Annotated in this window: 20 protein-coding genes; 15 read left to right on the top strand and 5 right to left on the bottom strand. The window is 72.5% G+C overall.

Annotated elements, in window-relative coordinates; genetic code table 11:
* Positions 1-8: 8 nt before the first annotated feature.
* Positions 9-515: a winged helix-turn-helix domain-containing protein gene (locus KBX26_RS00240; protein ID WP_210864361.1), complete on the bottom strand. Its 507-nt coding sequence runs from the start codon at positions 513-515 to the stop codon at positions 9-11.
* A gap of 268 nt (positions 516-783) precedes the next feature.
* Between KBX26_RS00240 and KBX26_RS00235 the strand changes: the two genes are divergently transcribed.
* From KBX26_RS00235 to KBX26_RS00220, 4 genes are read left to right on the top strand one after another with little or no spacing between them, the layout of a single operon-like run.
* Positions 784-1,761 carry a phosphatase PAP2 family protein gene (locus tag KBX26_RS00235; RefSeq protein WP_210864360.1) on the top strand — a complete coding sequence of 326 codons (978 nt, stop codon included), beginning with the start codon at positions 784-786 and terminating at the stop codon, positions 1,759-1,761.
* A 16-nt stretch (positions 1,762-1,777) separates the two neighbouring features.
* A complete protein-coding gene (locus tag KBX26_RS00230; protein WP_030337016.1) occupies positions 1,778-2,470 on the top strand; it encodes a response regulator transcription factor in 693 nt (230 codons plus the stop codon).
* On the top strand, positions 2,467-3,924 hold the full coding sequence (locus tag KBX26_RS00225; RefSeq protein WP_210860918.1) for a sensor histidine kinase: 1,458 nt from the start codon (positions 2,467-2,469) through the stop codon (positions 3,922-3,924). Before KBX26_RS00230 ends, KBX26_RS00225 begins: the two co-directional genes overlap by 4 nt.
* Entirely contained in the window at positions 3,921-4,427 is a 507-nt protein-coding gene (locus KBX26_RS00220) for a hypothetical protein (protein WP_245233750.1), read from the top strand. The genes KBX26_RS00225 and KBX26_RS00220 overlap by 4 nt, the downstream gene beginning before the upstream one ends.
* A gap of 15 nt (positions 4,428-4,442) precedes the next feature.
* On the opposite strand, the gene KBX26_RS00215 is transcribed toward KBX26_RS00220, so the two are convergent.
* From KBX26_RS00215 to KBX26_RS00205, 3 genes are read right to left on the bottom strand one after another with little or no spacing between them, the layout of a single operon-like run.
* Entirely contained in the window at positions 4,443-5,465 is a 1,023-nt protein-coding gene (locus KBX26_RS00215; protein WP_030337011.1) for a D-alanine--D-alanine ligase family protein, read from the bottom strand.
* Positions 5,462-6,604, bottom strand: a complete 1,143-nt coding sequence (gene alr, locus KBX26_RS00210; protein ID WP_210864359.1) for an alanine racemase — start codon at positions 6,602-6,604, stop codon at positions 5,462-5,464. The genes KBX26_RS00215 and alr overlap by 4 nt, the downstream gene beginning before the upstream one ends.
* Entirely contained in the window at positions 6,601-7,758 is a 1,158-nt protein-coding gene (locus KBX26_RS00205; protein WP_307857714.1) for an acyltransferase, read from the bottom strand. The genes alr and KBX26_RS00205 overlap by 4 nt, the downstream gene beginning before the upstream one ends.
* A 148-nt stretch (positions 7,759-7,906) precedes the next feature.
* Between KBX26_RS00205 and KBX26_RS00200 the strand changes: the two genes are divergently transcribed.
* On the top strand, positions 7,907-8,779 hold the full coding sequence (locus tag KBX26_RS00200) for an LLM class F420-dependent oxidoreductase (RefSeq protein WP_030337005.1): 873 nt from the start codon (positions 7,907-7,909) through the stop codon (positions 8,777-8,779).
* 122 nt (positions 8,780-8,901) lie between these two features.
* On the opposite strand, the gene KBX26_RS00195 is transcribed toward KBX26_RS00200, so the two are convergent.
* On the bottom strand, positions 8,902-11,163 hold the full coding sequence (locus KBX26_RS00195) for a catalase (RefSeq protein ID WP_210864357.1): 2,262 nt from the start codon (positions 11,161-11,163) through the stop codon (positions 8,902-8,904).
* 185 nt (positions 11,164-11,348) lie between these two features.
* Here KBX26_RS00195 and KBX26_RS00190 point away from each other — a divergent pair, with 185 nt between their 5' ends.
* The 10 genes from KBX26_RS00190 (at position 11,349) to KBX26_RS00145 (ending at position 22,541) form a co-directional block, all read left to right on the top strand.
* Entirely contained in the window at positions 11,349-12,239 is an 891-nt protein-coding gene (locus KBX26_RS00190; RefSeq protein ID WP_030337001.1) for a lipase, read from the top strand.
* Positions 12,240-12,376: 137 nt separating this feature from the next.
* On the top strand, positions 12,377-13,165 hold the full coding sequence (locus KBX26_RS00185; RefSeq protein WP_030337000.1) for an ABC transporter ATP-binding protein: 789 nt from the start codon (positions 12,377-12,379) through the stop codon (positions 13,163-13,165).
* Positions 13,166-13,345: 180 nt separating this feature from the next.
* A complete protein-coding gene (locus KBX26_RS00180) occupies positions 13,346-14,068 on the top strand; it encodes an ABC transporter ATP-binding protein (RefSeq protein ID WP_210858725.1) in 723 nt (240 codons plus the stop codon).
* Between the two features lie 30 nt (positions 14,069-14,098).
* The gene (locus KBX26_RS00175) at positions 14,099-14,977 is read left to right on the top strand and encodes a branched-chain amino acid ABC transporter permease (protein ID WP_210864356.1); all 879 of its coding nucleotides are present in this window, start codon (positions 14,099-14,101) and stop codon (positions 14,975-14,977) included.
* Entirely contained in the window at positions 14,974-16,083 is a 1,110-nt protein-coding gene (locus KBX26_RS00170) for a branched-chain amino acid ABC transporter permease (RefSeq protein ID WP_030336996.1), read from the top strand. The genes KBX26_RS00175 and KBX26_RS00170 overlap by 4 nt, the downstream gene beginning before the upstream one ends.
* 84 nt (positions 16,084-16,167) lie before the next feature.
* Positions 16,168-17,454 carry an ABC transporter substrate-binding protein gene (locus KBX26_RS00165; RefSeq protein ID WP_030336994.1) on the top strand — a complete coding sequence of 429 codons (1,287 nt, stop codon included), beginning with the start codon at positions 16,168-16,170 and terminating at the stop codon, positions 17,452-17,454.
* A 143-nt stretch (positions 17,455-17,597) separates the two neighbouring features.
* The gene (locus KBX26_RS00160) at positions 17,598-17,753 is read left to right on the top strand and encodes a hypothetical protein (protein WP_210864713.1); all 156 of its coding nucleotides are present in this window, start codon (positions 17,598-17,600) and stop codon (positions 17,751-17,753) included.
* A gap of 94 nt (positions 17,754-17,847) precedes the next feature.
* Positions 17,848-18,459: a TetR/AcrR family transcriptional regulator gene (locus tag KBX26_RS00155; RefSeq protein WP_030336992.1), complete on the top strand. Its 612-nt coding sequence runs from the start codon at positions 17,848-17,850 to the stop codon at positions 18,457-18,459.
* Between the two features lie 82 nt (positions 18,460-18,541).
* Complete coding sequence (locus KBX26_RS00150) at positions 18,542-21,346, top strand: AAA family ATPase (protein ID WP_307857713.1); 2,805 nt, start codon at positions 18,542-18,544, stop codon at positions 21,344-21,346.
* A 46-nt stretch (positions 21,347-21,392) separates the two neighbouring features.
* Positions 21,393-22,541 (top strand): acyl-CoA dehydrogenase family protein, encoded by a 1,149-nt coding sequence (locus KBX26_RS00145; protein WP_210864354.1) that lies wholly within the window; start codon positions 21,393-21,395, stop codon positions 22,539-22,541.
* Positions 22,542-22,561: the final 20 nt, after the last annotated feature.

The following is a 22,561-nucleotide window of genomic DNA, read 5'->3' as shown; positions in this document are numbered from 1 at the left end:
CGGGGTGATCAGACGGGCGCGAGCCGGAATCCGACGCCGCGTACCGAGTGGATCGTCGCCGCGGCGTTGAGCCTGGCGAGTTTGGCGCGCACCCGGCGGACCACCGAGTGCATGTCCGAGCCCCGGCCGAGGTGCCGGTTGCCCCAGACCTCCAGGTGCAGCCGCTCGTAGGTCCACACCTGCCCGGGGGCGTGCACCAGGCAGAGCAGCACGTCGTGCTCCAACCGGGTCAGGTCGATCTCCTGGTCACGCCACCGCAGCACCCGACGGTCGGAGTCGACCGCCAGGTCCGGTGGCGGGGGTTGCGGGCTCGGCGCCACCTCGGCGCGCGCCGAGGTGGTCGGCGGGGCCGGTGCGGCGGGCGCCTCGACCACCCCGAGAAACTCTCGCGCCTGGTCGACTGTCGAGACGATCAGAAAGGCGTCGCTGCCGCCGAGCAGCCGGGCCAGATGTCGCCGCTCGGCCGGCGAGGATGCGATGCCGATGACCAGGCTGGCGACTGGAATTTCCTGCATGTGCCAACACCTTCCGGTTCCCCACATCACTCCGGATGGATTGTCGTACCGCCGACCGAGACATCGATCGGCGTCCTGACCCTAGTGGTGGCTGATCTCGGCTGGGTAAAACATAGTTGCATGTAAGCATGTGAATCCCGTTGCGCCGGCCAGGCCACCCGACCCCACCGCCGACCATGCGCTTCTCCGGAAGCGGCGGGGGTGGTTGTGACAGAACCAAGACAATCCGAGGACGGTGTACGGACCTGCGGGGGCGAGCATGGTCGCCATGTCCACCGGATCGCTGTACTCCGTCGGGCGCCCGACACCCGGTCCGGCGCGCCCGCTGCCCCACGCCCGCGCGGCGGTGCCGTTGGGGCTCCGACTGCTCGCCGCGGCGCTGTGTGGTCTGCTCGCGCTGACCCTCACCGCCGCTGTCTTCGTGCGGACCTATCCCGGGCAGTGGCTGGACGGGGTGCTCCTGCCGCCCGCCGAATCCGGCGGCGGGTACGAGCAGCGGACAGCGCTCGTGGGCCCGGCCAAGACCGCGCTGGCCACCTTTGGCAACCCGACGCTCATCGCGGCCCTGCTCGGCGTGGTACTGCTGGTGGGTGTGCTGCGCCGCCGGCTGGTGGCGGGCGTCGTCGGCGTGGGCATGGTCGTCTGCGCGGTGCTGGTGGCCGGCGCGGTGAAGACACAACTGCCCCGCCCGGACCTGCAGATCGAGAGTTCCACCACCCACAACAGCTTTCCCAGCGGTCACGTGGCGGCGGCGACCGCCCTGCTGCTGGCGTTTCTGCTGGTCCTGCCCGGGTGGGCCCGGCGCTGGCTGGCGGTGCCGGGTGCGGCGGGAGTCTCGGTGATCGCCGCCGCCACGATGATCGCGGGCTGGCACCGGTTCAGCGACGTGCTCGGTGGCGTACTGCTGGGGGTGACACTGTTTCTCCTGGCCGCGGCCGCGTTGGCGGCCCGGCCCACCGACCACGACGCGGCCGGCGGTTCGGCCGGCGGCGGCCTCTGGCGCGGGCTGGCCGAGGCGGCGGTCGGGCTGGTCGTGCTGGTCTGGGCGCTGGTGGTGGTCGTGCCCGGTCTGGCCGCGTCGGTGCAGCGCGGGCCGCTGGTTGCGATCGTGGCCGCGGCCGTTTCGACGATGTTCCTGGTGGGCGCTGTGGTGTTCCTGGTGCGTTCGACGGATTTCGCGGTGCCGAGGGCGGTGCGGAGCCCCGCGCAGCCGCAGCCGTCGACCGAAGCCCGAAAGATCTCATGATGGGATACTTGACGACATGTCCCAGGTGCTGTTGATCGAAGACCACCAGACGGTGCGCGACGGACTGCAGTTGGCGCTCACCCGGCAGGGCCACACGGTGCACGCCGTGGGCACCGGTGAGCAGGGGCTGGAGCGGCTGCGCGCGGCCCCGTCCGACGTCGTGGTGCTCGATCTCATGCTGCCCGGGATGGACGGGTTCGAGGTCTGCCGCCGGATACGGCAGCTCGGTGACCTGCCGATCATCATGCTCACGGCCCGCAACGACGACATGGACGTGGTCGCCGGCCTGGAGGCCGGCGCCGACGACTACGTGGTCAAGCCGGTGCAGGCCCGGGTCCTGGAGGCGCGCATCCGCGCGGTGCTGCGACGCACCGGTGGCGACTCGCGGCGCGGCGGCGAGCGGGCCGGCCTGGAACAGCACGGCGCGTTGACCATCGACCGGGCGGCGCTGGTGGTCAGCAAGGACGGGACGCCGGTCAGCCTCGCCCCCACGGAGCTGCGGCTGCTGCTCGAACTCTCGCACACGCCCGGTCAGGTGCTCAGCCGGCAGCAACTGCTGGAGGCCGTGTGGGAGCACGGGTATCTCGGTGACTCGCGACTGGTGGACGCGTGCGTCCAGCGGGTCCGCGCCAAGATCGAGGCCGATTCGTCGGCGCCGGTCTTCATCCAGACCGTGCGTGGTTTCGGATACCGGTTCGGGCCGCTGTGACCTTCTGGCGCTCGGTCGCCGCCCAGGCATCGAGCCTGCGGGTCCGGCTGCTGCTGGCGTTCGCGCTGCTCGGGGTCACCACCACGGCCGTCGTGGCCAGCGGCAGCTACTTCCAGGCCCGGACCGTCATCCTCCAGCAGGCGCAGGACGCCGCGGTGATGTCGCTGACCGACCAGCTCACCAAGGTCTACCCGATCGCCCAGCTTCCGCCGACCCAGAACGACCTGGACCTGTTGGCCCAGCGGCTCTCCGACCGCGAGGGCTTCGCGGTGGTCATCTACCGGGACATGCGGGCACAGGGCTCGCAGACACCCGCCCCGCTCAGCCCCGAGCTGCGGGCGGAGGTCGGCGACGGTCAGATCGCCTGGCAGCGTGTCTCGCAGCACGGGCGGCCCTGGCTGCTCATCGGCACCCAACTGCGGCTCGAGCGCCCCGACGGCACGGCCCACCCGTCCGGGTTGGAGGTCTACTCGGTGCGCGATCTCGTGCCCGAGCAGCAGAGCATCGACCAGCTCGCCACCAGGGCGTGGTGGACCGGAGGGTTGTCCCTGCTCCTCGCCGTCCTGCTGGCCCTGCTGTCCGCCCGGGGGGTCCTGCGACCCGTCCGCGACCTGGGCCGAGCGGCCCGCCGCCTCGGCGAGGGCGACCTGAGCACCCGGCTGACGGTCCGGGGCGTGGACGAGCTGGCCGACGTGGCGCGGACCTTCAACGACACCGCCGGCACGCTCGAGCGGCAGGTCGGTGAGCTGCGGCGGATGGAGTCCGACGCCCGCCGCTTCGTCGCCGACGTCTCGCACGAGCTCCGCACCCCGCTGGCCGCGATGACGGCGGTCACCGACGTGCTCGACGAGGAGGCCGAGCACCTGCCCGGGGACGCGGGCCGGGCCGCTCGGCTGGTCAGCCAGGAGACGCAGAACCTCACCCACCTGGTCAACGACCTCATCGAGATCAGCAGGTTCGACTCTGGCACGGCCCGGCTCGCCCTCGACGACGTGGACGTGGGCGCGGCGGTGACCGCGACCCTGCGGATCCGCGGCTGGACCGACCGGGTACGCGCCGACCTGCCTCCCGCTGTGGTGGCCCGGCTCGATCCCCGCCGGCTGGACGTCATCGTCGCCAACCTGGTCGGCAACGCCTTTCGGCACGGTGCCGAGCCGGTGACCGTACGCGTGAGCGCCGATCCGGACTGGGTCACCATCGAGGTGGCCGACCAGGGGCCGGGGCTGGACCCGGAGGTGTTACCGCACGTGTTCGACCGCTTCTACAAGGCCGACACGGCGCGGACCCGCTCCGAGGGCAGCGGCCTCGGCCTCGCCATCTCCTGGGAGAACGCGCGGCTGCACCGCCACGGCGAGCGCCGGGGGGCTCTCGTCGCCGGCAACGCCCCGGGTGGCGGCGCGGTCTTCACGCTCCGGCTGCCCCGCGAGACGACGGACACCGGGGGTGCCCGGTGACCGGCCGGCGCACCGGGCGGGCGCTGCTCGCCGGCGCACTGCTGCTCGGTCCGCTGCTGGCGGGGTGCGGGGTACGGCCCAGCCTCGTCATCACCGGTCGTCCCGCGGTCAGCGGCCCCGCGCAGGGAGTCGGGCTCTACCTGGTCGCGCAGGGCGAACTGGTGCTGGTCCTGCGCCCGGCCCGGGGGGATTCCTCACCGACCAAGGCACTTGCCCTGCTCGCCGCCGGCCCGCAGCCGAACGAACGCGACCAGGGTCTGACCAGCGACGTGCCGACCGGGTTGAACCCGGTCGTCGAGGTGACGCCCACGGCCGGTCGGTTCGGTGGTCTCACGGTGCGCGTCACCGGGACGGCGCAGGCGTTGTCGCCGACGGCGACCGACCAGATCATCTGTACGGTGTCCGACGCCGCCGCCCAGGCCGGCGTGGTGGCAAGCTCGGGCCCGGTCACGATCGTCGGGTCCGACGGTGCCCAGCCAGCCCGCCGGTGTCCCGCCAGGTGACCGGGCCCCACCGCCTCACACCAGGTCGACAGCTCGGGCCTGCCGGGGCAGGCCGCTGTGGTGGCGGTGGTCCTGATCGGCCAGCGCGCCGGAGATCAGGATGTCGATCAGGGTGGCGAACCCGATACCGGCCTGCTGCCAGATCTGCGGGAACTGTGACGCGGCGGTGAAGCCGGGGAAGGTGTTGACCTCGTTCACGATGGGCTCGGGCGACCCCTCGGCGGGCAGGAAGAAGTCGACCCGCAGCAGCCCGCGGCAGTCGAGGGCCTGGAAGGCGCGGATCGCACGGTCCTGGAGCACCTCGGTGGTCGCCGCGTCGAGCGGGGCGGGAATCTGGAAGGTCGCCCCGCCGTCGTACTTCGCGTCGTAGTCGAAGAAACCCGCGCCGCTCACCCTGATCTCCAGCGGCGGGCCGGCCTGCACCCGCCCGTCCGGGTGCTGGAGGACGGCCACGTCGATCTCGCGTCCGCGCGCGCCCTGCTCGATGAGCACCTTCGGGTCGACCTGACGGGCCTGCTCCAGCGCGGCGGGAACCCCCGCCCAGTCGTCGACCTTGACCACACCCAGGCTCGAACCCGCCCGGGCCGGTTTCACGAAGACCGGCAGCTGCAGCCGGCGCTGGTCATCGGGCGACAGTTCCTCGCCGGGACGCACTGTCACCCCCGGGCTGACCCGCAGGCCCTCCGCCGCGAGGAGCCGCTTGGTGACGCCCTTGTCCATGCCGGCGGCGCTGGCGAACACACCGTTGCCGACGTAGGGCACGCCGAGCCATTCCAGCAGCGACGACACGGTGCCGTCCTCGCCGTACGGGCCGTGCAGGGCGGGGAACACCACGTCCTGGGCGCGCAGCACACGCAACGCCGCGGGAAGTGGCGTCGGTCGACCGCCGACGTGCCACCCGCCGTCGCGGTCGATGAGGACCTCGGTGACCTGGTACCGCTCACGGTCCAGGTGGGCGAGGATGCTCGCCGCCGAGCGGCAGGACACCTCGTGCTCGCCGCTCTGCCCGCCGTAGAGGACCGCCAGTCGCGTTGTCATGATTTCCGTGCCCTTCCGTCGAGGTGGTCGCGGGCCACCCGAGCCCCGATGCCGGTCAAGATCTCGTGTGGGTTGGTGTCGGCCCAACGGGCCCACTCGACGACGGTCGGAGGGTGGTGGTCACCCTCGGCGGGGCCGAACACCACCACCGGGTCGCCGATCGTCACGGGAAGATCCCCGGCGTCGACCACGCACTGGTCCATGGCGATGCGTCCGACGATCGGGCACCGCCGACCGCCGAGCCACACCGAGGCGCGCCCACCCGCGACCCGGGGCAGCCCGTCGGCGTAGCCGAGCGGCAGCAGCGCCAGCGTGGTCGGTGCGCTGGTCACGTGTTCGAACCCGTAGGAGACACCCGTACCGGCCGGCACCCGCTTGACGTTGACCACGCTCGTCCGCAGTGTCATCGCGGCGCGCAGCCCGTACTCGCCGGGACCACTCGCGCCGAACGGGTCCACGCCGTACAGGGCGATCCCGATCCGGCAGAGGTCGAAGCGGGTCTCTGGTGCGCAGAACGCGGCCGCCGAGTTGGCCAGGTGGACGAGATCGGGGTCCAGACCCGCCGACCGTGCGATCCGCAGCGCCTCCTCGAAGATCGCCACCTGTCGGGTGAGCGCGGGGGCGCCCGGCAGGTCGGCGTCGGCGAGGTGGGACCACACCCCGCGCACCCGGATACCGCCCTCCCGTTCGTACTTGCGGGCCCAACCGACCATCTCGGGCCAGTCGTCCCCGGCGGCCCCGTTGCGGGACAACCCGGTGTCCGCCTTGAGCTGCACCATTGCCGGCGCGCCGAGCAGACGGGCCGCGTCGGCGACGGCGTGCAGGTGCGTCGTCGTGGACACGCCGATGTCGACGCCACCCTTGATCAACATACCGAAGTCGTCGTCCGGGCGGTGCAGCCAGCTCAACGTGGGCGCTGTCACACCCGCCTCGCGCAGGCTCAGCGCCTCGGCCGTCGAGGTCACCCCCAACCAGGCGGCGCCGGCCCGGAGCGCGGCCCGGGCCACCTGCACCGCGCCGTGGCCGAACCCGTTGGCCTTCACCACGGCCATCAACCCGGTGCCGGTGACCGACGCGATCGTCCGCACGTTGGTGGAGATCGCCTCCAGGTCGACCAGGGCTTCGGCGAGCATGCTCATCGGGCCGCCTCCACCCGCCGCCGGCCGGGGAGCGCGAACAGCCAGCCCGCGCGGACCGCGAGCAGCGCGCGGTGCACGGCCAGGCTCAGGCCGATCACCAGCCCGGTCAGCAGAATCGGATAACCGAACACGATCAGGCCCTGAGCAGACCCACCCAACCCGGAAACCGGTACGAGCAACAGCCGGTGCAGCAGGGCCAGGACCGGCATGTGGACGACGTAGATCGGCAGGGTGATGCGGCCGAGCCTAGCCAGTGGATCGCTGAGCACCGACCAGGAGGTCAGCCGGGCGGCGGCGGTTATGCCGAAGATCACTGCCAGCACGGAGACCGCCGGCCACACACCGAACCACTGCTGCGCGCCGGTCACCGCCATCGCGGCGAGCGCCAGGAGGTAGGCCCCCGAGGTCAGCACCAGCCGGCGGCGGTTGGCAGTGGCCGCCCACCGTTCGATCTGCTGTCGCAGGGACAGGCCGGCGAGGAAGAAGACCAGGTTCTGGTAGAGACCCGCACGGTTGCCCGGGGTGTCGAGCAGGCCGGCGGCGGCGACGGCGGACAGCGCGGCGGCGGGGAGCAGGACCAGCGTCCGGGGCAGCCGTCGGGTCGCCTTGGCGATCGTGAAGTACACCGCCAGGGCGTACAGGTACCAGAGGTTGGACGGCGTGATGGTGAGCTGCTCCAGCAGACCGAGCGCCGAGGTGGCCCGGTCGGTCGGCAGTTGCGGCGCGGCGGCGAGCACCGCCGTGTGGATCAGCAGCCAGACGGCGTACAGGTAGAGGAACCCGGCGATCCGGCCGCGGGCGACCAGCCGCCAGGGCCGCTGGGCGGCGTTCGCCGCGAAGACGCCCGAGATGGTGAAGAACAGCGGCATCCGCAGCGGGAGGAACTGTTCACCGAGCGTTCCCCAGAAGCCCGGCACCGGTACGCCGATGTGCCAGTCGATCTGGAGGTAGTCCTTCACCACCACGTGCCACAGCACGACGAGGACGATGCAGACGCCCTTCGCGGCATCGGCCCACTGCGCCCGCGGTGATCCGGCGGCGGGCGCGGACACGGTGGCAGGGGTGGGTCCGGTCCGCTGGCGGTGGCGGAACCGGACACGCGTCGCGTCGGGCTCCCGCTCGGTGGGCCGGGACTCGATGGTCTGTTGGATCACCCACCGAAAGCTGCCAGCCGGATATCCGCGCGTGATCCCCGAATTGTCATGATCCGGTAATGGACGTGGCCGCAGCCGACTCGTCGGCGACGCGGAGCCGCCCCGGCGCGGGCCGGGCGGCACTAGGCTCGTTGCGGAGGTGCCGAACATGAAGCTCGGGCTGCACTACTGGAACTACTCGACCCCGGCCGACCCGGCCGCCATCGCACCGACACTGGCCCAGGCCGCCGCCAGCGCCGAGCAGGCCGGTGTCGCGTCGTTCACGGTGATGGACCACTTCTTCCAGATGGACGCGGTGTTCGCGGCCGACGAACCGATGCTGGAGGCGTACACCACGCTGGCCTACGTCGCGGCGAAGACCCAGCGGATGACGCTGGGCGTGCTGGTCACCGGTGTGATGTACCGGTACCCGGGATTGCTGGCCAAGACCGTGACGACCCTCGACGTACTCTCCGGCGGCCGGGCCCGCCTCGGCATCGGCGCCTCCTGGTACGAGCGGGAGCAGCTCGGGCTGGGTGTGCCGGTGGTACCGGTGGCCGAACGGTTCGAGCGTTTGGAGGAGACGCTGCGCATCTGCCTGCAGATGTGGAGCGCCGACGACGGCCCGTTCAACGGCAAGCACTACCAGCTCGCCGAGACCATCAACTCGCCGCAGCCGTTGAGCCGCCCGCACCCGCCCATCATGATCGGTGGCGGGGGCGAGAAGAAGACCCTGCTGCTGGTGGCCCGGTACGCCGACGCCTGCAACCTGTTCGGCCGCGCCGGCATCGACGACGTCGCGCGCAAGCTGGATGTGCTGCGCGGGCACTGCGCCGCCGAGGGCCGCGACTACGACACCATCGAGAAGACGGTGGTCGCCGCCCAGGCGCCGCTGGACGACACCGACGCGTTCCTCGCCGAGGTGTCCGCGTACGCGGCGCTCGGCGTGAGCGAGGTGCAGGTGACGCCGGATCGGCACCCGGTCGAGTTCGCCCAGCGGCTCGGCGACGAGGTGCTGCCCCGGTTGGCCGACATCGGCTGACGGCGGCCGCGACTGGCGGTGTCGACACGAGACAGCCGCGGTGGATCCGGCGACAGAGTCAGGACACCGACGAGGGCCGCCCTCCCGGTGGAGCGGAGGACGGCCCTCGTCGGTCGGTCAGGTCAGGCGACCGAGACGGGGAATCGTTCCCACACCCGGTGCGCGGCCATCAACTGCTGCACCGCGGTCAGTGCCTCGGTGCCCGAGCCCGCCGCGACGACACCCGGCGTGCCGGCGACGCCGGCCTGCTCCAGCACCGTGACGCCGGCGCCCCAGGCGCCGATCGCCTTCGCGTGCCGCCAGCACTCCTCGACCAGCAGCAGCACCCGTGGGTCGACAGTGGTCGGTTCCGGCCGGCCCGCCTTGGCGTCGCGGGCGGGCAGGGCGTCCGGCGCGGGTGCCGGCGCTCCGGCCAGCAGGACCGCGTCGAACTCGACCGACCGGCCGGTGGCGAAGGTGCGCTGCACCGGCAGGTCACCCACCATGCCGCCGTGCGGGGCGATCAGCAGCGGCACCATGCCGGCGTCGAACACGGCCCGGCGGACCTCGTCGACACCGTCCAGGTCACCGGCGGGGTCGACGACGATCCCGACGGTACGGCCGTCGCTGGGCCACTCCCGGCCGACCTGCGACAGCGCCGGGCTGGGCGCGACGTCGGCCAGCGGCACGCTCGGCTGCGGCGCGGGCAGACCCAGGCCGGTGGCGACCTGCTCACACAGCACCGGGTCGATGTTGGCCAGGCTCTGCAGCTGACGCTCCTTGATCGCCTGGTGGTAGCACTTGCCCAGCTCGAAGGTGTACGCCCGGATGATGTGCTCCTTCTCGACCGGCGACATGCTCAGCCAGAACAGGCGGACCTGGCTGTAGTGGTCGTCGAACGAGGCAGGGTTGGCGCGTACCTTCGGCGCTTCCGCCACCGTGACCGGCACGTCGACGAAGGCGTGCTCGGCGTCCCCGGCGGGGAACGGGTTGCCGCCGTCGAGCGAGTTCGGCCGGTACGGCGCGACGCCCGCGTGCACGGCGTGCTGGTGGAAGCCGTCACGCAGCATGTCGTTCACTGCGGCGTGCGGGCGGTTGATGGGGATCTGCGCGAAGTTGGGCCCGCCCAGCCGGGTGAGCTGCGTGTCGAGGTACGAGAAGAGCCGGCCCTGCAGCAGCGGGTCGTTGGTGACGTCGATGCCGGGCGGCAGGTGACCCAGGTGGAAGGCGACCTGCTCGGTCTCGGCGAAGAAGTTCGTCGGCGTCCGGTTGAGCACCAGCCGGCCGATCGGCTGCACCTCGGCCAGCTCCTCCGGGACGATCTTCGTCGGGTCCAGCAGGTCGATGCCGGCGAAGGTCTCCTCGGGAGTGTCCGGGAAGACCTGGATGCCCAGCTCCCACTCGGGGTACGCGCCGGCCTCGATGGCGTCGTACAGGTCGCGGCGGTGGAAGTCCGGATCCATGCCGCCGAGCAGCTGCGCCTCCTCCCAGGTCAGCGAGTGCACACCCAGCTTCGGCTTCCAGTGGAACTTCGCCAGCACCGTCTCCCCGGCCTCGTTGACCAGCCGGAAGGTGTGCACACCGAAGCCCTCCATCGTCCGGTACGAACGCGGGATGCCCCGGTCGGACATGTTCCAGATGGTGTGGTGCTGCGCCTCGGTGTGCAGCGACACGAAGTCCCAGAAGGTGTCGTGGGCGCTCTGCGCCTGCGGGATCTCCCGGTCCGGGTGCGGCTTGCCGGCGTGGATGATGTCCGGGAACTTGATGGCGTCCTGGATGAAGAACACCGGCATGTTGTTGCCGACCAGGTCGAAGGTGCCCTCGTCGGTGTAGAACTTCGTCGCGAAGCCACGGGTGTCGCGGACCGTGTCGGCCGAGCCCCGCGAACCGAGCACCGTGGAGAAGCGGACGAAGACCTCGGTCTCCCGCCCCTTCTTCAGGAACCCGGCCCGGGTGACCGCCTCGGCGGTGCCGTACGCGGTGAACACGCCGTGCGCGCCGGCGCCCCGGGCGTGCACCACCCGCTCCGGGATGCGTTCGTGGTCGAAGTGCGTGATCTTCTCGCGGAGGTGGTGGTCCTGCAGGAGCACCGGGCCGCGCGGGCCGGCCTTGAGCGAGTGGTCGGTGTCGCGCAGCCGCGCCCCGTTCGCGGTCGTGAGGTACGCCCCCTGCTGACCGTTCGCGGTCGCCGGCGCGCCGGTTTCCGCCCCGGTCGGCGTCCGCGTCTGCGGTGCCCCCTGCTCCGGCTTCGGCGGCAGCGGCTCGTGCGGCGTCGTCGGCTCCTCGACGGGCGGTGGCGCGCTCCCCGGCGCACCGGGGACGTCCGGGGTGAGGGCGTCGGCGATCTTTCCTGAGGCGGTCTTCACGGCGTTCTTGACCGCCTCGGCGGGCTTGCTGGAATCCACTGAACGAACCCTCTCCATGGCGCGTGTACGGGCAGGCGCCTGCCCTGCTACCCCTGGTCAGAGGGTCGAAACACATCTGGGCGCGGCATCCTGCGCGGGGACTGGTGATTTCGCCGATGCCGGGACCGCCGGAGCGGCTGAAACTGACACACGTCGATATCCCTCGACTCTAGGGAGTGCCCGACGTGTCCTCACCAACCACCACCCGTCCCCGTTCCGTCGTAGCCCGGTTCGCACTGGCCGCCGTTCTGGCCGCCGGCGGCGTCGTGGCCGGCTCGGCCGGTGCCGCCCAGGCCGCGAGCCCGTACGAGCGGGGCCCGGCCCCGACCACCGCGATCCTGGAGGCCAGTCGCGGCCCGTTCGCCACGGCCTCGCAGAGCGTGTCCTCGCTGAGCGTCACCGGCTTCGGCGGCGGCGTCATCTACTACCCGACCAGCACCAGCGAGGGCACCTTCGGCGCCATCGCCATCTCGCCCGGCTACACCGCCAGCTGGTCGAGCATCAGCTGGCTCGGACCGCGCATCGCCTCGCACGGCTTCGTGGTGATCGGCATCGAGACCAACACCCGGCTGGACCAGCCGGACAGCCGGGGCCGGCAGCTGCTCGCCGCGCTGGACTACCTCACCGAACGCAGCTCGGTGCGGACCCGGATCGACAGCAGCCGACTCGCTGTGGCCGGCCACTCCATGGGTGGCGGGGGCAGCCTGGAGGCCGCCTCGTCGCGGCCCTCGTTGCAGGCAGCGGTGCCACTGGCGCCGTGGAACCTGGACAAGAGCTGGTCCGAGCTGCGGGTGCCGACCCTGATCATCGGTGGGGAGAGCGACAGCGTCGCGCCGGTGGCGACGCACTCGGTGCCCTTCTACAACAGCATCCCGGCCTCGGCGGAGAAGGCGTACCTGGAGCTGAACGGGGCGAGCCACTTCTTCCCGCAGACCACCAACACGCCGACCGCCCGGCAGATGGTGGCCTGGTTGAAGCGGTTCGTCGACGACGACACCCGCTACGAGCAGTTCCTCTGCCCCGGCCCGAGCGGTTCGGCCATCCAGGAGTACCGCAACACCTGTCCGAGCGCCTGACGGCGGTCACCGGGGCGGTCGCCGTTGGCGGCCGCCCCGTCCGCCTGTTCGGGGGAGCATTGAAGGTCTTGACGCCATACCCGAGAAACGTACACTGCGAGTGTAAATAAACACCCGCCACGACAGAGGGATGGGTGATGGAGCGCGGCCTCGAACTGCACCACATCGGCGTCCGTTTCGGCGGCCTCACCGCCCTCGACGACGTGTCCCTGCGGGTGCCACCCAACCGGGTGGTGGGCGTGATCGGGCCCAACGGCGCCGGCAAGACCACGCTCTTCAACGTGATCTGTGGTTTCGTCGCGCCGGAGACGGGTTCGCTCACCCTCGACGGCCGGCCGCTGCGGCCCCGACCGCACCGGCTGACCCGGCTCGGCATCGCCCGGACCCTGCAGGGCACCGGGCTCTTCGCCGGGCTCAGCGTGGTGGAGAACGTGATGACCGGCGCGTCGCACACCGCCCGTGCCGGCTTCGTCCCGGCGCTGCTCGGGCTGCCGGCCAGTGACCGCGACGAGCGCCGGCTGCGCGGCGACGCCCTGGCCATCCTCGACGAGCTGGGCATCGCCGGGCACGCCGAGGCCGCGCCGGGCACCCTGCCCTTCGCGGTACGTCAGCGGGTGGCCCTGGCCCGCGCGCTCGCCGCCCGGCCCCGGCTGCTGCTGCTCGACGAGCCGGCCGGTGGCCTCGGCGCCGACGACATCGCCGAGCTGGCGGAGCTGGTGCGGCAACTGCCCCGGCGGGACACCGATCCCTGTGCGGTGCTCCTGGTCGAGCACCACATGGATCTGGTGATGGCCGTCTGCGACGAGATCGTGGTGCTCGACTTCGGCCGGGTCATCGCCGCCGGCACCCCGGACGAGGTCCGCGACGATCCGGCGGTCACCGACGCGTACCTCGGTGCCACCGTCGAGGAAGAGGTCTCCCCGTGAGCGCGAGGAGTGAGCCGGGTTTGCGAGCCCCGCAGTCGCGAACGAAAGGCGGCACGGTGTGAGCGCGAGGAGTGAGCCGGGTTTGCGAGCCCCGCAGTCGCGAACGAAAGGCGGCACGGTGTGAGCGCGAGGAGTGAGCCGGGTTTGCGAGCCCCGCAGTCGCGAACGAAAGGCGGCACGGTGACCGGGACCGATCTGCTCGTCGTGCGGGGGCTGGCCGCCGGTTACGGCGCCGCGCCCGTGCTGCGGGCCATCGACCTCACCGTCCCGGCCGGCACGATCGCCGCTGTGGTCGGCGCCAACGGCGCCGGCAAGACCACCCTGCTGCGCGCGCTGTCCGGCATGATCCGCCCGACCGCCGGCCAGGTGCTGCTGGCCGGGGAGGACCTTCGGGGTACGCCGGTGGAGCAGCTCGTCCGTCGCGGGATGGCGCACGTCCCGGAGGGCCGGGGCGTGATCAGCGAGCTGACGGTTGACGAGAACCTGCGGCTCGGCGGGTTGTGGCGGCGTGACCGGGCCGACGCGGGACGGGCTCTCGACGAGGTCTACCAGCTCTTCGAGCCACTGGCCCGACGCCGTCGGCACCTGGGTCACCAGCTCTCCGGGGGTGAGCGGCAGATGCTCGCGCTCGGTCGGGCCCTGGTCGGCCGACCCCGTCTGCTGCTGTTGGACGAGCCGTCCCTCGGCCTGGCGCCACGGGTGGTAGCGCGGACCATGGCCCTGCTCCGCCAACTGCGCGACAGCACCGGCCTGACCGTCCTGCTCGTCGAGCAGAACGTGCGCAGCGCGCTCGCCGTCGCCGACCAGGGCGTCGTGATGTCCCTCGGTCGGGTGGTGATCGCCGCCCCGGCGGCGCAACTGCGCGACGACGTCGACCTGCGCCATGCGTACCTCGGTTTCTGACCACCACCTCGTCCCCCGGAGGGAGGACTGTTGGACCGCTTCGTCTTCCTCACCGTCGACGGCCTGTCCCGGGGCGCGGTGTACGCCGCGTTCGCGTTGGCCCTGGTGCTCATCTGGCGGGCGGCGCGGGTCGTCAACTTCGCCCAGGGGGCGATGGCCGTCGCCGCCGCGTACGTCGCCTACTCCGTCAGCACCGCGACCGGCTCGTACTGGGTGGGCTTCGTGGTCGCGATCGTCGCCGGTCTGCTGCTCGGCGCGCTGGTGGACCGGGTGGTGATGCGGCACGTCGATCACGCCTCACCGCTGAATCCGGTGATCGTCGCGCTCGGGCTGGTGCTGCTGATCCAGGCCGTGCTGGGCATGGTGTACGGCAGCGAGTTCCGCCCCGCGCAGGCCCCGTTCAGCCGGTCCGCCCTCACCGTGGGCGGCGTCGCCGTGCTGTCCCCGTACGACCTGTTCGTCTTCGCCACGATCGGGGTGGTGGTCAGCGGCCTGGCGTGGCTGTTCGCGCGTACCCCGGTGGGGTTGCGGATGCGCGCGGCGGCGTTCGCCCCCGAGGTGTCCCGGCTGCTCGGGGTCAACGTCGGTGGGATGCTGACTCTCGGTTGGGCGCTCGCCTCCGGGGTGGGCGCGCTGGCCGCCATGCTGGTTCTTCCGACCGAGTTGGGCCTGCACCCGCACGCGATGGACCTGGTGTTCGTCTCGGCGTTCACCGCGGCGGTGGTCGGCGGGCTGGACAGTCCACCGGGGGCGGTGGTCGGCGGCCTGGTGGTGGGGTTGCTGCTCTCCTACGTGAGTGGTTACGCCGGCAGTGACCTGACGCCGCTCGCGGTGCTGGTCCTGCTGCTGGCGGTGCTGCTGGTCCGGCCCGGTGGGCTGTTCGCCCCGGTCGCGGCGAGGCGGGTGTGAGCGCCACCAGGGCGGCGGTGCCGCCGAAACAGCAGCTCGTCGGGGCGGGCCGACCGGCCGACCGTCGGCGCGGCTCGACCCTGCTGCGTCACCTGGCGGTCGTGCTCGCCGCCGGGTTGCTGCTGGTGGCGGTCAGCTACTCCGTGGAGCCGTTCCGCAACTTCCAGCTCGCCACGGTGGCTGCTTACTTCTGCGCGACCGCCGGGCTGACCGTCCTCACCGGGCTCAACGGTCAACTGTCGCTCGGGCACGGCGCGTTGATGGCCACCGGTGCGTACACCGTGGCGCTGTGCCAGACCGCGTTCGCCGACCGGGGGATGACCGGCGGCTGGCTGTTGCCGCTCTCGCTGGCGGCGGCGGTCGTCAGCACGGTGGCGGTCGGCGCGGTGGTCGGGGTGGCCGCGGCCCGGCTGCGCGGCCCCTACCTGGCCGGGGTCACTCTCGCCGTGGCCGTGGTGGTGCCGGCGCTGGCCGTCACCTTCGACGGCGTGTTCAACGGCGAGCAGGGGTTGTCGGTGCCGGTGGAGCCGCCGCCGTTGTCGCTCGGCGCGTACTTCCCGTACGAGCGGTGGCAGCTCTGGGTCACCGGCGCGGCCACCCTGCTGGCGTTGCTGCTGCTGGCGAACCTGATCCGCAGCCGGTACGGGCGGACCTTCCGGGCGGTCCGCGACGACGAGGTGGCGGCCCGCCTCGCCGGTATCCACGTGGCCCGCACCCAGGTCCTCGCGTTCGTGGTCAGCGCCGCCACCGCCGGGCTCGGCGGCGCGCTGCTGGCGGTGCTCGCGCAGAGCGTCTCACCCGGGGCGTTCTCGCTGACCCTGTCGCTGTTCCTGCTGATGGCGGTGGTGATCGGTGGCCTGGGTCGACTGAGCGGCGCGCTGTGGGGGGCGGTCCTGCTGGTCGCCCTGCCCGATCTCACCCACTCGCTGACCGAGCTGCTGACGCTCTCGCCCGCGGTGGCGCAGCGGCTGGAGGGCAACCTCCCGCTGGCGATCTTCGGACTCACCCTGATCGTCGTCATGATCGCCGCCCCGGGCGGTGTGCAGGGTCTGCTGTCGCGTCTCGGCCGGGCTCTGCTGGCCAGGCGGCCGACCCGGCATTCCTGAGCTGTCCTCGGTCCGGCCTCGGCCGGGCGCCCCACCACCACACCGTTCCCCAGACAACCGGACCGAGAAAGGTCGGTGTTTCCCATGCACCGTAAAGCGCATCGCGGCCTCGCGATCGCCAGCACCCTTGCCCTGCTCATCGCCGTGGCCGGCTGCGGCGGTGACGACGGCCCCGGCTCAGGCGGGGCGCCGGTGCCGGGCGTCACCGACACCGAGATCACCGTCGGCACCCACATGCCGCTGACCGGGCCGGCCTCGGCCGGCTACTCGAAGATCGCCCCGGCGACGAAGGCGTACTTCGACTACGTCAACGCCAACGGTGGCGTGCACGGCCGCAAGATCACCTACAAGATCATGGACGACGGCTACAACCCGGCGAACACCCAGCAGGTGGTCCGTCAGCTCGTCCTGCAGGACAAGGTCTTCGCCGTCCTCAACGGCCTCGGCACGCCGACGCACACCGGGGTGCTCGACTTCCTCAAGAGCAACCGCGTGCCGGATCTCTTCGTCGCCTCGGGCAGCCGCAGCTGGGACCAGCCCGACAAGTATCCGGGCACGTTCGGGTTCAACCCGGACTACACGGTCGAGGGCAAGATCCTCGCCACCTACGCGAAGACGAACCTGGCTGGTCAGAAGGTCTGCTTCCTCGGGCAGGACGACGACTTCGGCCGGGACAGCCTGGTCGGCGTGGAGAAGGTGCTCGGTGCGTCGGCCGTGGCGGTCAAGCAGACGTACGTCACCAGCAACACCAACGTGGCGCCGCAGATCGGCGCGTTCAAGGCGGCCGGTTGCCAGGTCGTCGTGCTCGCCACGGTGCCCGGCTTCACCGCGCTCTCCATCGGCACCGCCGCACGGCTGGGCTTCAAGCCGCAGTGGCTGGTCTCCAACGTTGGCGCCGACCACCCGACCCTGGCCAAGCAGCTCGGCGCCGCCGCGCCGCTGCTGGAGGGCATGGTCGGCACCAACTACCTGCCGATGCAGAACGACACCGCGAACCCGTGGATCCAGCTCTTCACGAAGATCAACAAGGAGCACAACGGGGACGCGCCGTTCGACGGCAACACCGTCTACGGCATGTCGGTCGGGTACCTCTTCGTGCAGGTGCTGCTCGCCGCCGGCAAGGACCTCACCCGGGAGAAGGTGCTGGACGCCGTGCAGAAGGGTGGCTTCCAGGGCCCCGGGCTGGTGCCGCTGCGCTTCTCCGAGAAGGACCACTCCGGGTACGGCGGCCAGCGGTTGAGCCGGGTGAGCGGGGGAGTGCAGACCTACTTCGGGCCGGCGTACGAGACGGACGAGGCCGACGGGGCGGTCAACGAGTACACCGCCCCTGCGGCGGTGCCGCCGGCGAACGGGGTGCCGACCGGCTCCTGAGCCGGGGTGTCCGGACGTCCGACCGGGCTGGTTCGCGTGACCACGCCCGGTCGGACGGCTGCGCGCGTGTTGCTGACGCGGTCTGCCGGCGCGACCGTCCGAGGCGTTGACCGATGCCGATTGACGCTCCTACTATCTGCACCGTGAATGCATATTCGGATCGCCTCGCGGACCGGGTCGCCATCGTCACCGGCGCCGGTCGGGGGACCGGTCCGGCCCTCGCCCAGTGCCTCGTCGCCGAGGGCGCGCGGGTGGGTCGGTGCGACGGCGGCGTCTCGCTGACCGGCCGGGCCGGATGACGGCGTCGGTGGCGCGTCCGGGAACGCTGATCAGCCCCTGTCTAGACTCGGCGGTGCGTCGGGGGACGCCATGGCGGTGAGGGGGCGGGGGCGGATGGACGGGGTCGATGTGGTGGGCCGGGTCGACGGGCGCACCGCCCGCGCCGAACGCACCCGCGCGGCCATCGTCGAGGCGCACCTCGCGCTCATCTCCGAGGGTGACCTCCGCCCGACCGGCGAGCGCATCGCCGAGCGGGCCGGGATCTCGCTGCGCACCCTCTGGACCAACTTCAAGGACATGGAGACGCTCTTCGAGGCCAGCGGCGCGGAGGTGCTCCGTCAGCAGGACGCCGCACACCGGCCGATCTCACCCGGGCTGCCGCTGGCGAAGCGGGTCGACGCGTACTGCCGCCAGCGGGCTCGGCTGCTCCAGCTCATCGCGCCGTCGGCGCGGGCCGCCCAGATGCGTGAGCCCGTCTCCGAGCAGCTGCACCGCAACAAACTCAAGCACATCGAGCGGGTCCGCGACGAGGTCGAGGAGCTGTTCGCCGTCGAGCTGGCCGAGGCCGGGCCGGGGCGGGAACAGTTGGTGCACGCCCTGGTGGCGGCGAGCACCTGGCAGGCCTGGTCGATGCTGCGCTACGGGCTCGGTCTGGGCGTGGACCAGGCCCGCGCGGTGATGTCCCGGACCGTGGGCGCGCTGCTGGCCGAGGTCACGCCCGACTGATTCCGGCCCGGCCCGATATCGCCCCCTCTTTCCATTCGGTTTCCGATGGGTAACACTGGCAGGCATGGTTACTGCATCAAGAGTGCAACTAACCGTGCTGCGTGGCCGGGACGACGAGTGCCGGGCTGTCCGGAGCCTGCTCGACGGCATGACCAACGCCGGCGGTGCCCTGCTGTTACGCGGAGAGCCGGGATCGGGCCGGACCGCGCTGATCGGCTACGCCCACCGGCACGCCGAGGACCGCACCGTGCTCGTCGGCAGTGGGCTCGCCGAGGAGGCCACCCTGCCGTACGCCGGCCTGCAACGGTTGGTCGACCCGGTGCTGCACCATGCCGCCGACCTGCCCGACGAGCAGCGCCAACTGCTGCGGCGCGCGCTGGCCGGGGAGAGCTGCCCGGCCGACCGGCAACTGACGCTGTCGATGGCGGTGCTCGGGCTGCTCGCCGCCGCCGCCCACACGCGGCCGTTGCTCGCCACCATGGACGACGTCGACCGGGGTGACCCGCAGACCGCGCAGGTGCTCGCGTTCGTCGCCCGCCGACTGCGGCACCTGCCGCTGGCCGTCCTGCTCACCGCTGACGTCACCGCCAACCTCGACGGGATACCGGCGCACCGGCTGCGGGCGCTGACCGAGCACGAGAGCAGCGCCGTCCTCACCGACCGGCTTCGTCGGCTCGCCGAGCGCGCGGGCGTCGACCGGCTCCCCGAACGGCCGGCCGCGTCGGCGCTGGCCGCGTTGGCCACGACCGGCGGCGGCAACCCGCAGGCCCTGGTGGACCTCGCCGAGGGGCTCAGCGCGGGGCAGTGGCGGGGGGAGGAGCCGCTGCCCGCCGCGCCACCGGCGGACGGGGCGCTCGGTCGGGCGTACCGGGCCCGGCTGGACCGGCTGCCACCGGAGACCCGACGGGTGCTGCTGCTCGCCGCGCTCGACGAGGACGGCGCACCGGGCACCCTGATCCGGGCCGCCGCAGCCGCCGGCGCCGAGGTCGAGGCGCTCGCCCCGGCGGAGGTCGCCGGCCTGGTCCGCGTCGAGCAACGTGGTGTCACCTTTCCGCAGCCGCTGGTGCGCATGATGATCGCGGCCAGCGCACCGCTCGCGGAGCGCCGCGCGGCGCACCGACTGCTCGCCGAGGTGCTGGTCGCGCAGGGGCACCGGCTGCGCCGGGCGATGCACCTCGCCGCCGCGACGGCGGGCGCCGATCCGGCCCTCGCCGCCGAGTTGGAACAGGCCGCGGTCGGCGGATCCGATGGCTGGGCCACCGCGTCGGTGGCCCTGCGGTGGGCCGCCGAGTTGAGCGATCAACCCCAGTTGACCGCCGCCCGGCTGTTGACCGCCGCCCGCTACGCCTGGGCCGGTGGGCAACCCGACGCGGCCCGGCTGCTGCTCGACCGCCTCCGCGCGGTCTGCCCCGATCCGGTCGTCCGCGCGCGTGCCGACCTGCTCCGCGGTGAGCTGGAGCTGCGCTGCGGCACCGCGTCGGGCGCGTCGGTCACGCTGCTGGCCGCCGCGGCGGCCGTGGACGGCACCGACCGTGCCCTGGCCCTGACCGGGCTGGTGCGGGCCGGTGAGGCGGTCTGCTTCTCCGGCGACCAGTACCGCTACGCCGAGGTCGGCCGCCGTGCGCTGGCGTTGCGGCGCCCGGACGACCCGCCGGCCCTGGAGGTGATGGGCTGTCTGGTCGCCGGGGTGGCGGCGACCCTGCGGGGCGACCACGAGCGGGCCGGACCCGCGCTGCGCCGCGCCGTGGTGCTGGGCGGCCGGCTGACCGGTTGGGCGCTGACCCCCACCGCGCTCAGCTGCGCCGCGGCGGCCGGGCTGCTGGTGGCGGTGGACGGCGCGGCCCACCGGCTCGCCGGGCGCGCTGTCGAGCTGGCCCGGGAACGGGGCGAGCTGTCGATGCTGTCGCGGGCGTTGGAGCTGCGGGCGGTCGCCGAATACTGGCTGGGTCGACACGAGGCGGCGGCGGAGACCTCCCGCGACGGGCTGCGCGTCGCCCGGGCCACCGGCCAGGTCAACTGCGCCAACGTCCATCTGGGCATGCTGGCCGTGCTGGCCGCGATCCGGGCCGACCGGGCCACCAGCCTGCGGCGGATTCGGGAGATCGGCGAGTCACCGACGCCGGGCAGCCGTCCGCACGCGCTCGCCGCGTGGGCCCTGGCGGTGCTCGACCTGGTCGACGGCCGGCACGCCGAGGCGGCGGACCGGCTGGCGTCGCTGGCCCGGCTCGGCACCGGTCGAGGTCAGGTCCTCGTGCAGGTGATGGCCACCCCGTACCTGGTGGAGGCGGCGGCGCACCTGGCGCACCGGCCGGCGGCGACGGCCGCGCTCGCCGCCTTCGACAGGTGGGCCAGCAGCACCGCGAGCCCGCTGCGCCGGGCCCTGTCCGCGCGGTGCCACGCGCTGCTCGCTCCGCGGGGTGGCGCCGAGGCGGAACGACACTTCGAGGCGGCGTTGCGGCTGCACCCGACAGAGGCCGGCACGTTCGAGCGGGCCCGCACCGAACTGCTCTTCGGTCAGGAGTTGCGCCGCAACCGACGCCCCCGCGACGCGCGGACGCACCTGCACCAGGCCCGCGAGATGTTCAGCCTGCTCGGCGTGGAGTGCTGGGCCGAGCAGGCCACCACGGAGCTGCGGGCGGCGGGGGAGTCGATCGGCCCGCCGGACCTGCCCGCGGCACGATTGCTGACCGGCCAGCAACTGCGGATCGCCGAGCTGGTCGCCGAGGGCGCCACCAACCGGGAGATCGCCGCCCGGATGTTCCTCTCCACCCGTACTGTCGATCACCACCTGCGCAACGTGTTCCACCGGCTGGGCATCCGGTCGCGTACCGAGCTGGCCCGCGCGTTCACCGCCGAACGGCACGTCGGTCTGGCCTCGGACCGGTGACCCTCCGGTCTGGACGCGTTAAACTATCACCGCTAGTTTGATCGTCATGGACCTCACCCTCTCCGCCGAGCAGGCGGCGGTCCGCCAGCTGGCCGCCGAGTTCGCCGACCGCGAGCTGCTGCCGCACGCGGCCGCCTGGGATCGCCGCGAATCGGTCGACCCCGCCATCGTCGGCATGCTCGGTGACCTGGGCTTCCTGGGGCTGACCATCGCCGAGACCGACGGCGGGTCCGGCGGCGACCACCTCGCGTACTGCCTGGTGCTGGAAGAGCTGGGCCGGGGCGACTCGGCGGTGCGCGGCATCGTCTCGGTCTCCCTCGGCCTGGTCGCGAAGTCGATCGCCGCCAACGGCAGCGCGGAACAGCGGGCCGAGTGGCTGCCGAAGCTCTGCGCCGGCACCGCGCTCGGCTGCTTCGCGCTGACCGAGCCGGACAGCGGCTCGGACGCGGCCGCACTGCGTACCCGTGCGGTCCGCGACGGCACCGACTGGCTGATCTCCGGCAGGAAGACGTTCATCACCAACGGCACCACCGCCGACGTGGCGCTGGTCTTCGCCCGTACCGGCGGCCCGGGGCACCGGGGGATCAGCGCGTTCCTGGTGCCCACCGACAGTCCGGGGCTGACCCGACGGGAGATTCACGGCAAGCTCGGCCTGCGCGGCCAGGCCACCGGCGAGCTGGGCTTCGACGAGGTGCGCGTGCCCGACACGGCGCTGCTCGGTGCCGAGGGCGGTGGATTCCGGCTGGCCCTGGCCACCCTCGCCAAGGGGCGGATGTCGGTGGCCGCCGGGTGTGTCGGCATCGCCCAGGGCTGCCTCGACGCGGCGGTCGGTTACGCCGGGCAGCGGACCCAGTTCGGCGGGCCGATCGCCGGGCACCAGCTCGTTCAGCAACTGCTCGCCGCCATCGCTGTGGACACCGCCGCGGCCCGGCTGCTGGTCTGGCAGGTGGCCGACCTGATCGACCGCGACCAGCCGTTCGCCACCGAGGCGTCGGTGGCCAAGCTCTTCGCCAGCGAGGCCGCCGTCCGCGCGGCCAACAACGCGGTCCAGGTGTTCGGTGGGTACGGCTACATCGACGAGTACCCGGTCGGCAAGTACCTGCGCGACGCCCGGGTCGCCACCCTCTACGAGGGCACCAGTCAGATCCAGCAACTCCTCATCGGACGCGCGCTCACCGGCGTCAACGCCTTCTAGTAGCTGTAGGGAGACCTGGC

It is taken from the genome of Micromonospora sp. C97 (assembly GCF_018070385.1).
GTDB classification, from domain to species: Bacteria; Actinomycetota; Actinomycetes; order Mycobacteriales; family Micromonosporaceae; genus Micromonospora; species Micromonospora parva.
Note: the sequence above shows the minus strand (reverse complement) of the source record. Positions and strands in the feature narration are given on the sequence as shown.

Excerpts from the sequence above, each read along its gene's own strand:
- KBX26_RS00240 (WP_210864361.1), bottom strand. The coding sequence starts at position 515 with ATGCAGGAAATTCCAGTCGCCAGCCTGGTCATCGGCATCGCATCCTCG.
- KBX26_RS00235 (WP_210864360.1), top strand. The coding sequence starts at position 784 with ATGTCCACCGGATCGCTGTACTCCGTCGGGCGCCCGACACCCGGTCCG.
- KBX26_RS00230 (WP_030337016.1), top strand. The coding sequence starts at position 1,778 with ATGTCCCAGGTGCTGTTGATCGAAGACCACCAGACGGTGCGCGACGGA.
- KBX26_RS00215 (WP_030337011.1), bottom strand. The coding sequence starts at position 5,465 with ATGACAACGCGACTGGCGGTCCTCTACGGCGGGCAGAGCGGCGAGCAC.
- alr (WP_210864359.1), bottom strand. The coding sequence starts at position 6,604 with ATGAGCATGCTCGCCGAAGCCCTGGTCGACCTGGAGGCGATCTCCACC.
- KBX26_RS00200 (WP_030337005.1), top strand. The coding sequence starts at position 7,907 with ATGAAGCTCGGGCTGCACTACTGGAACTACTCGACCCCGGCCGACCCG.
- KBX26_RS00185 (WP_030337000.1), top strand. The coding sequence starts at position 12,377 with ATGGAGCGCGGCCTCGAACTGCACCACATCGGCGTCCGTTTCGGCGGC.
- KBX26_RS00165 (WP_030336994.1), top strand. The coding sequence starts at position 16,168 with ATGCACCGTAAAGCGCATCGCGGCCTCGCGATCGCCAGCACCCTTGCC.
- KBX26_RS00155 (WP_030336992.1), top strand. The coding sequence starts at position 17,848 with ATGGACGGGGTCGATGTGGTGGGCCGGGTCGACGGGCGCACCGCCCGC.
- KBX26_RS00145 (WP_210864354.1), top strand. The coding sequence starts at position 21,393 with ATGGACCTCACCCTCTCCGCCGAGCAGGCGGCGGTCCGCCAGCTGGCC.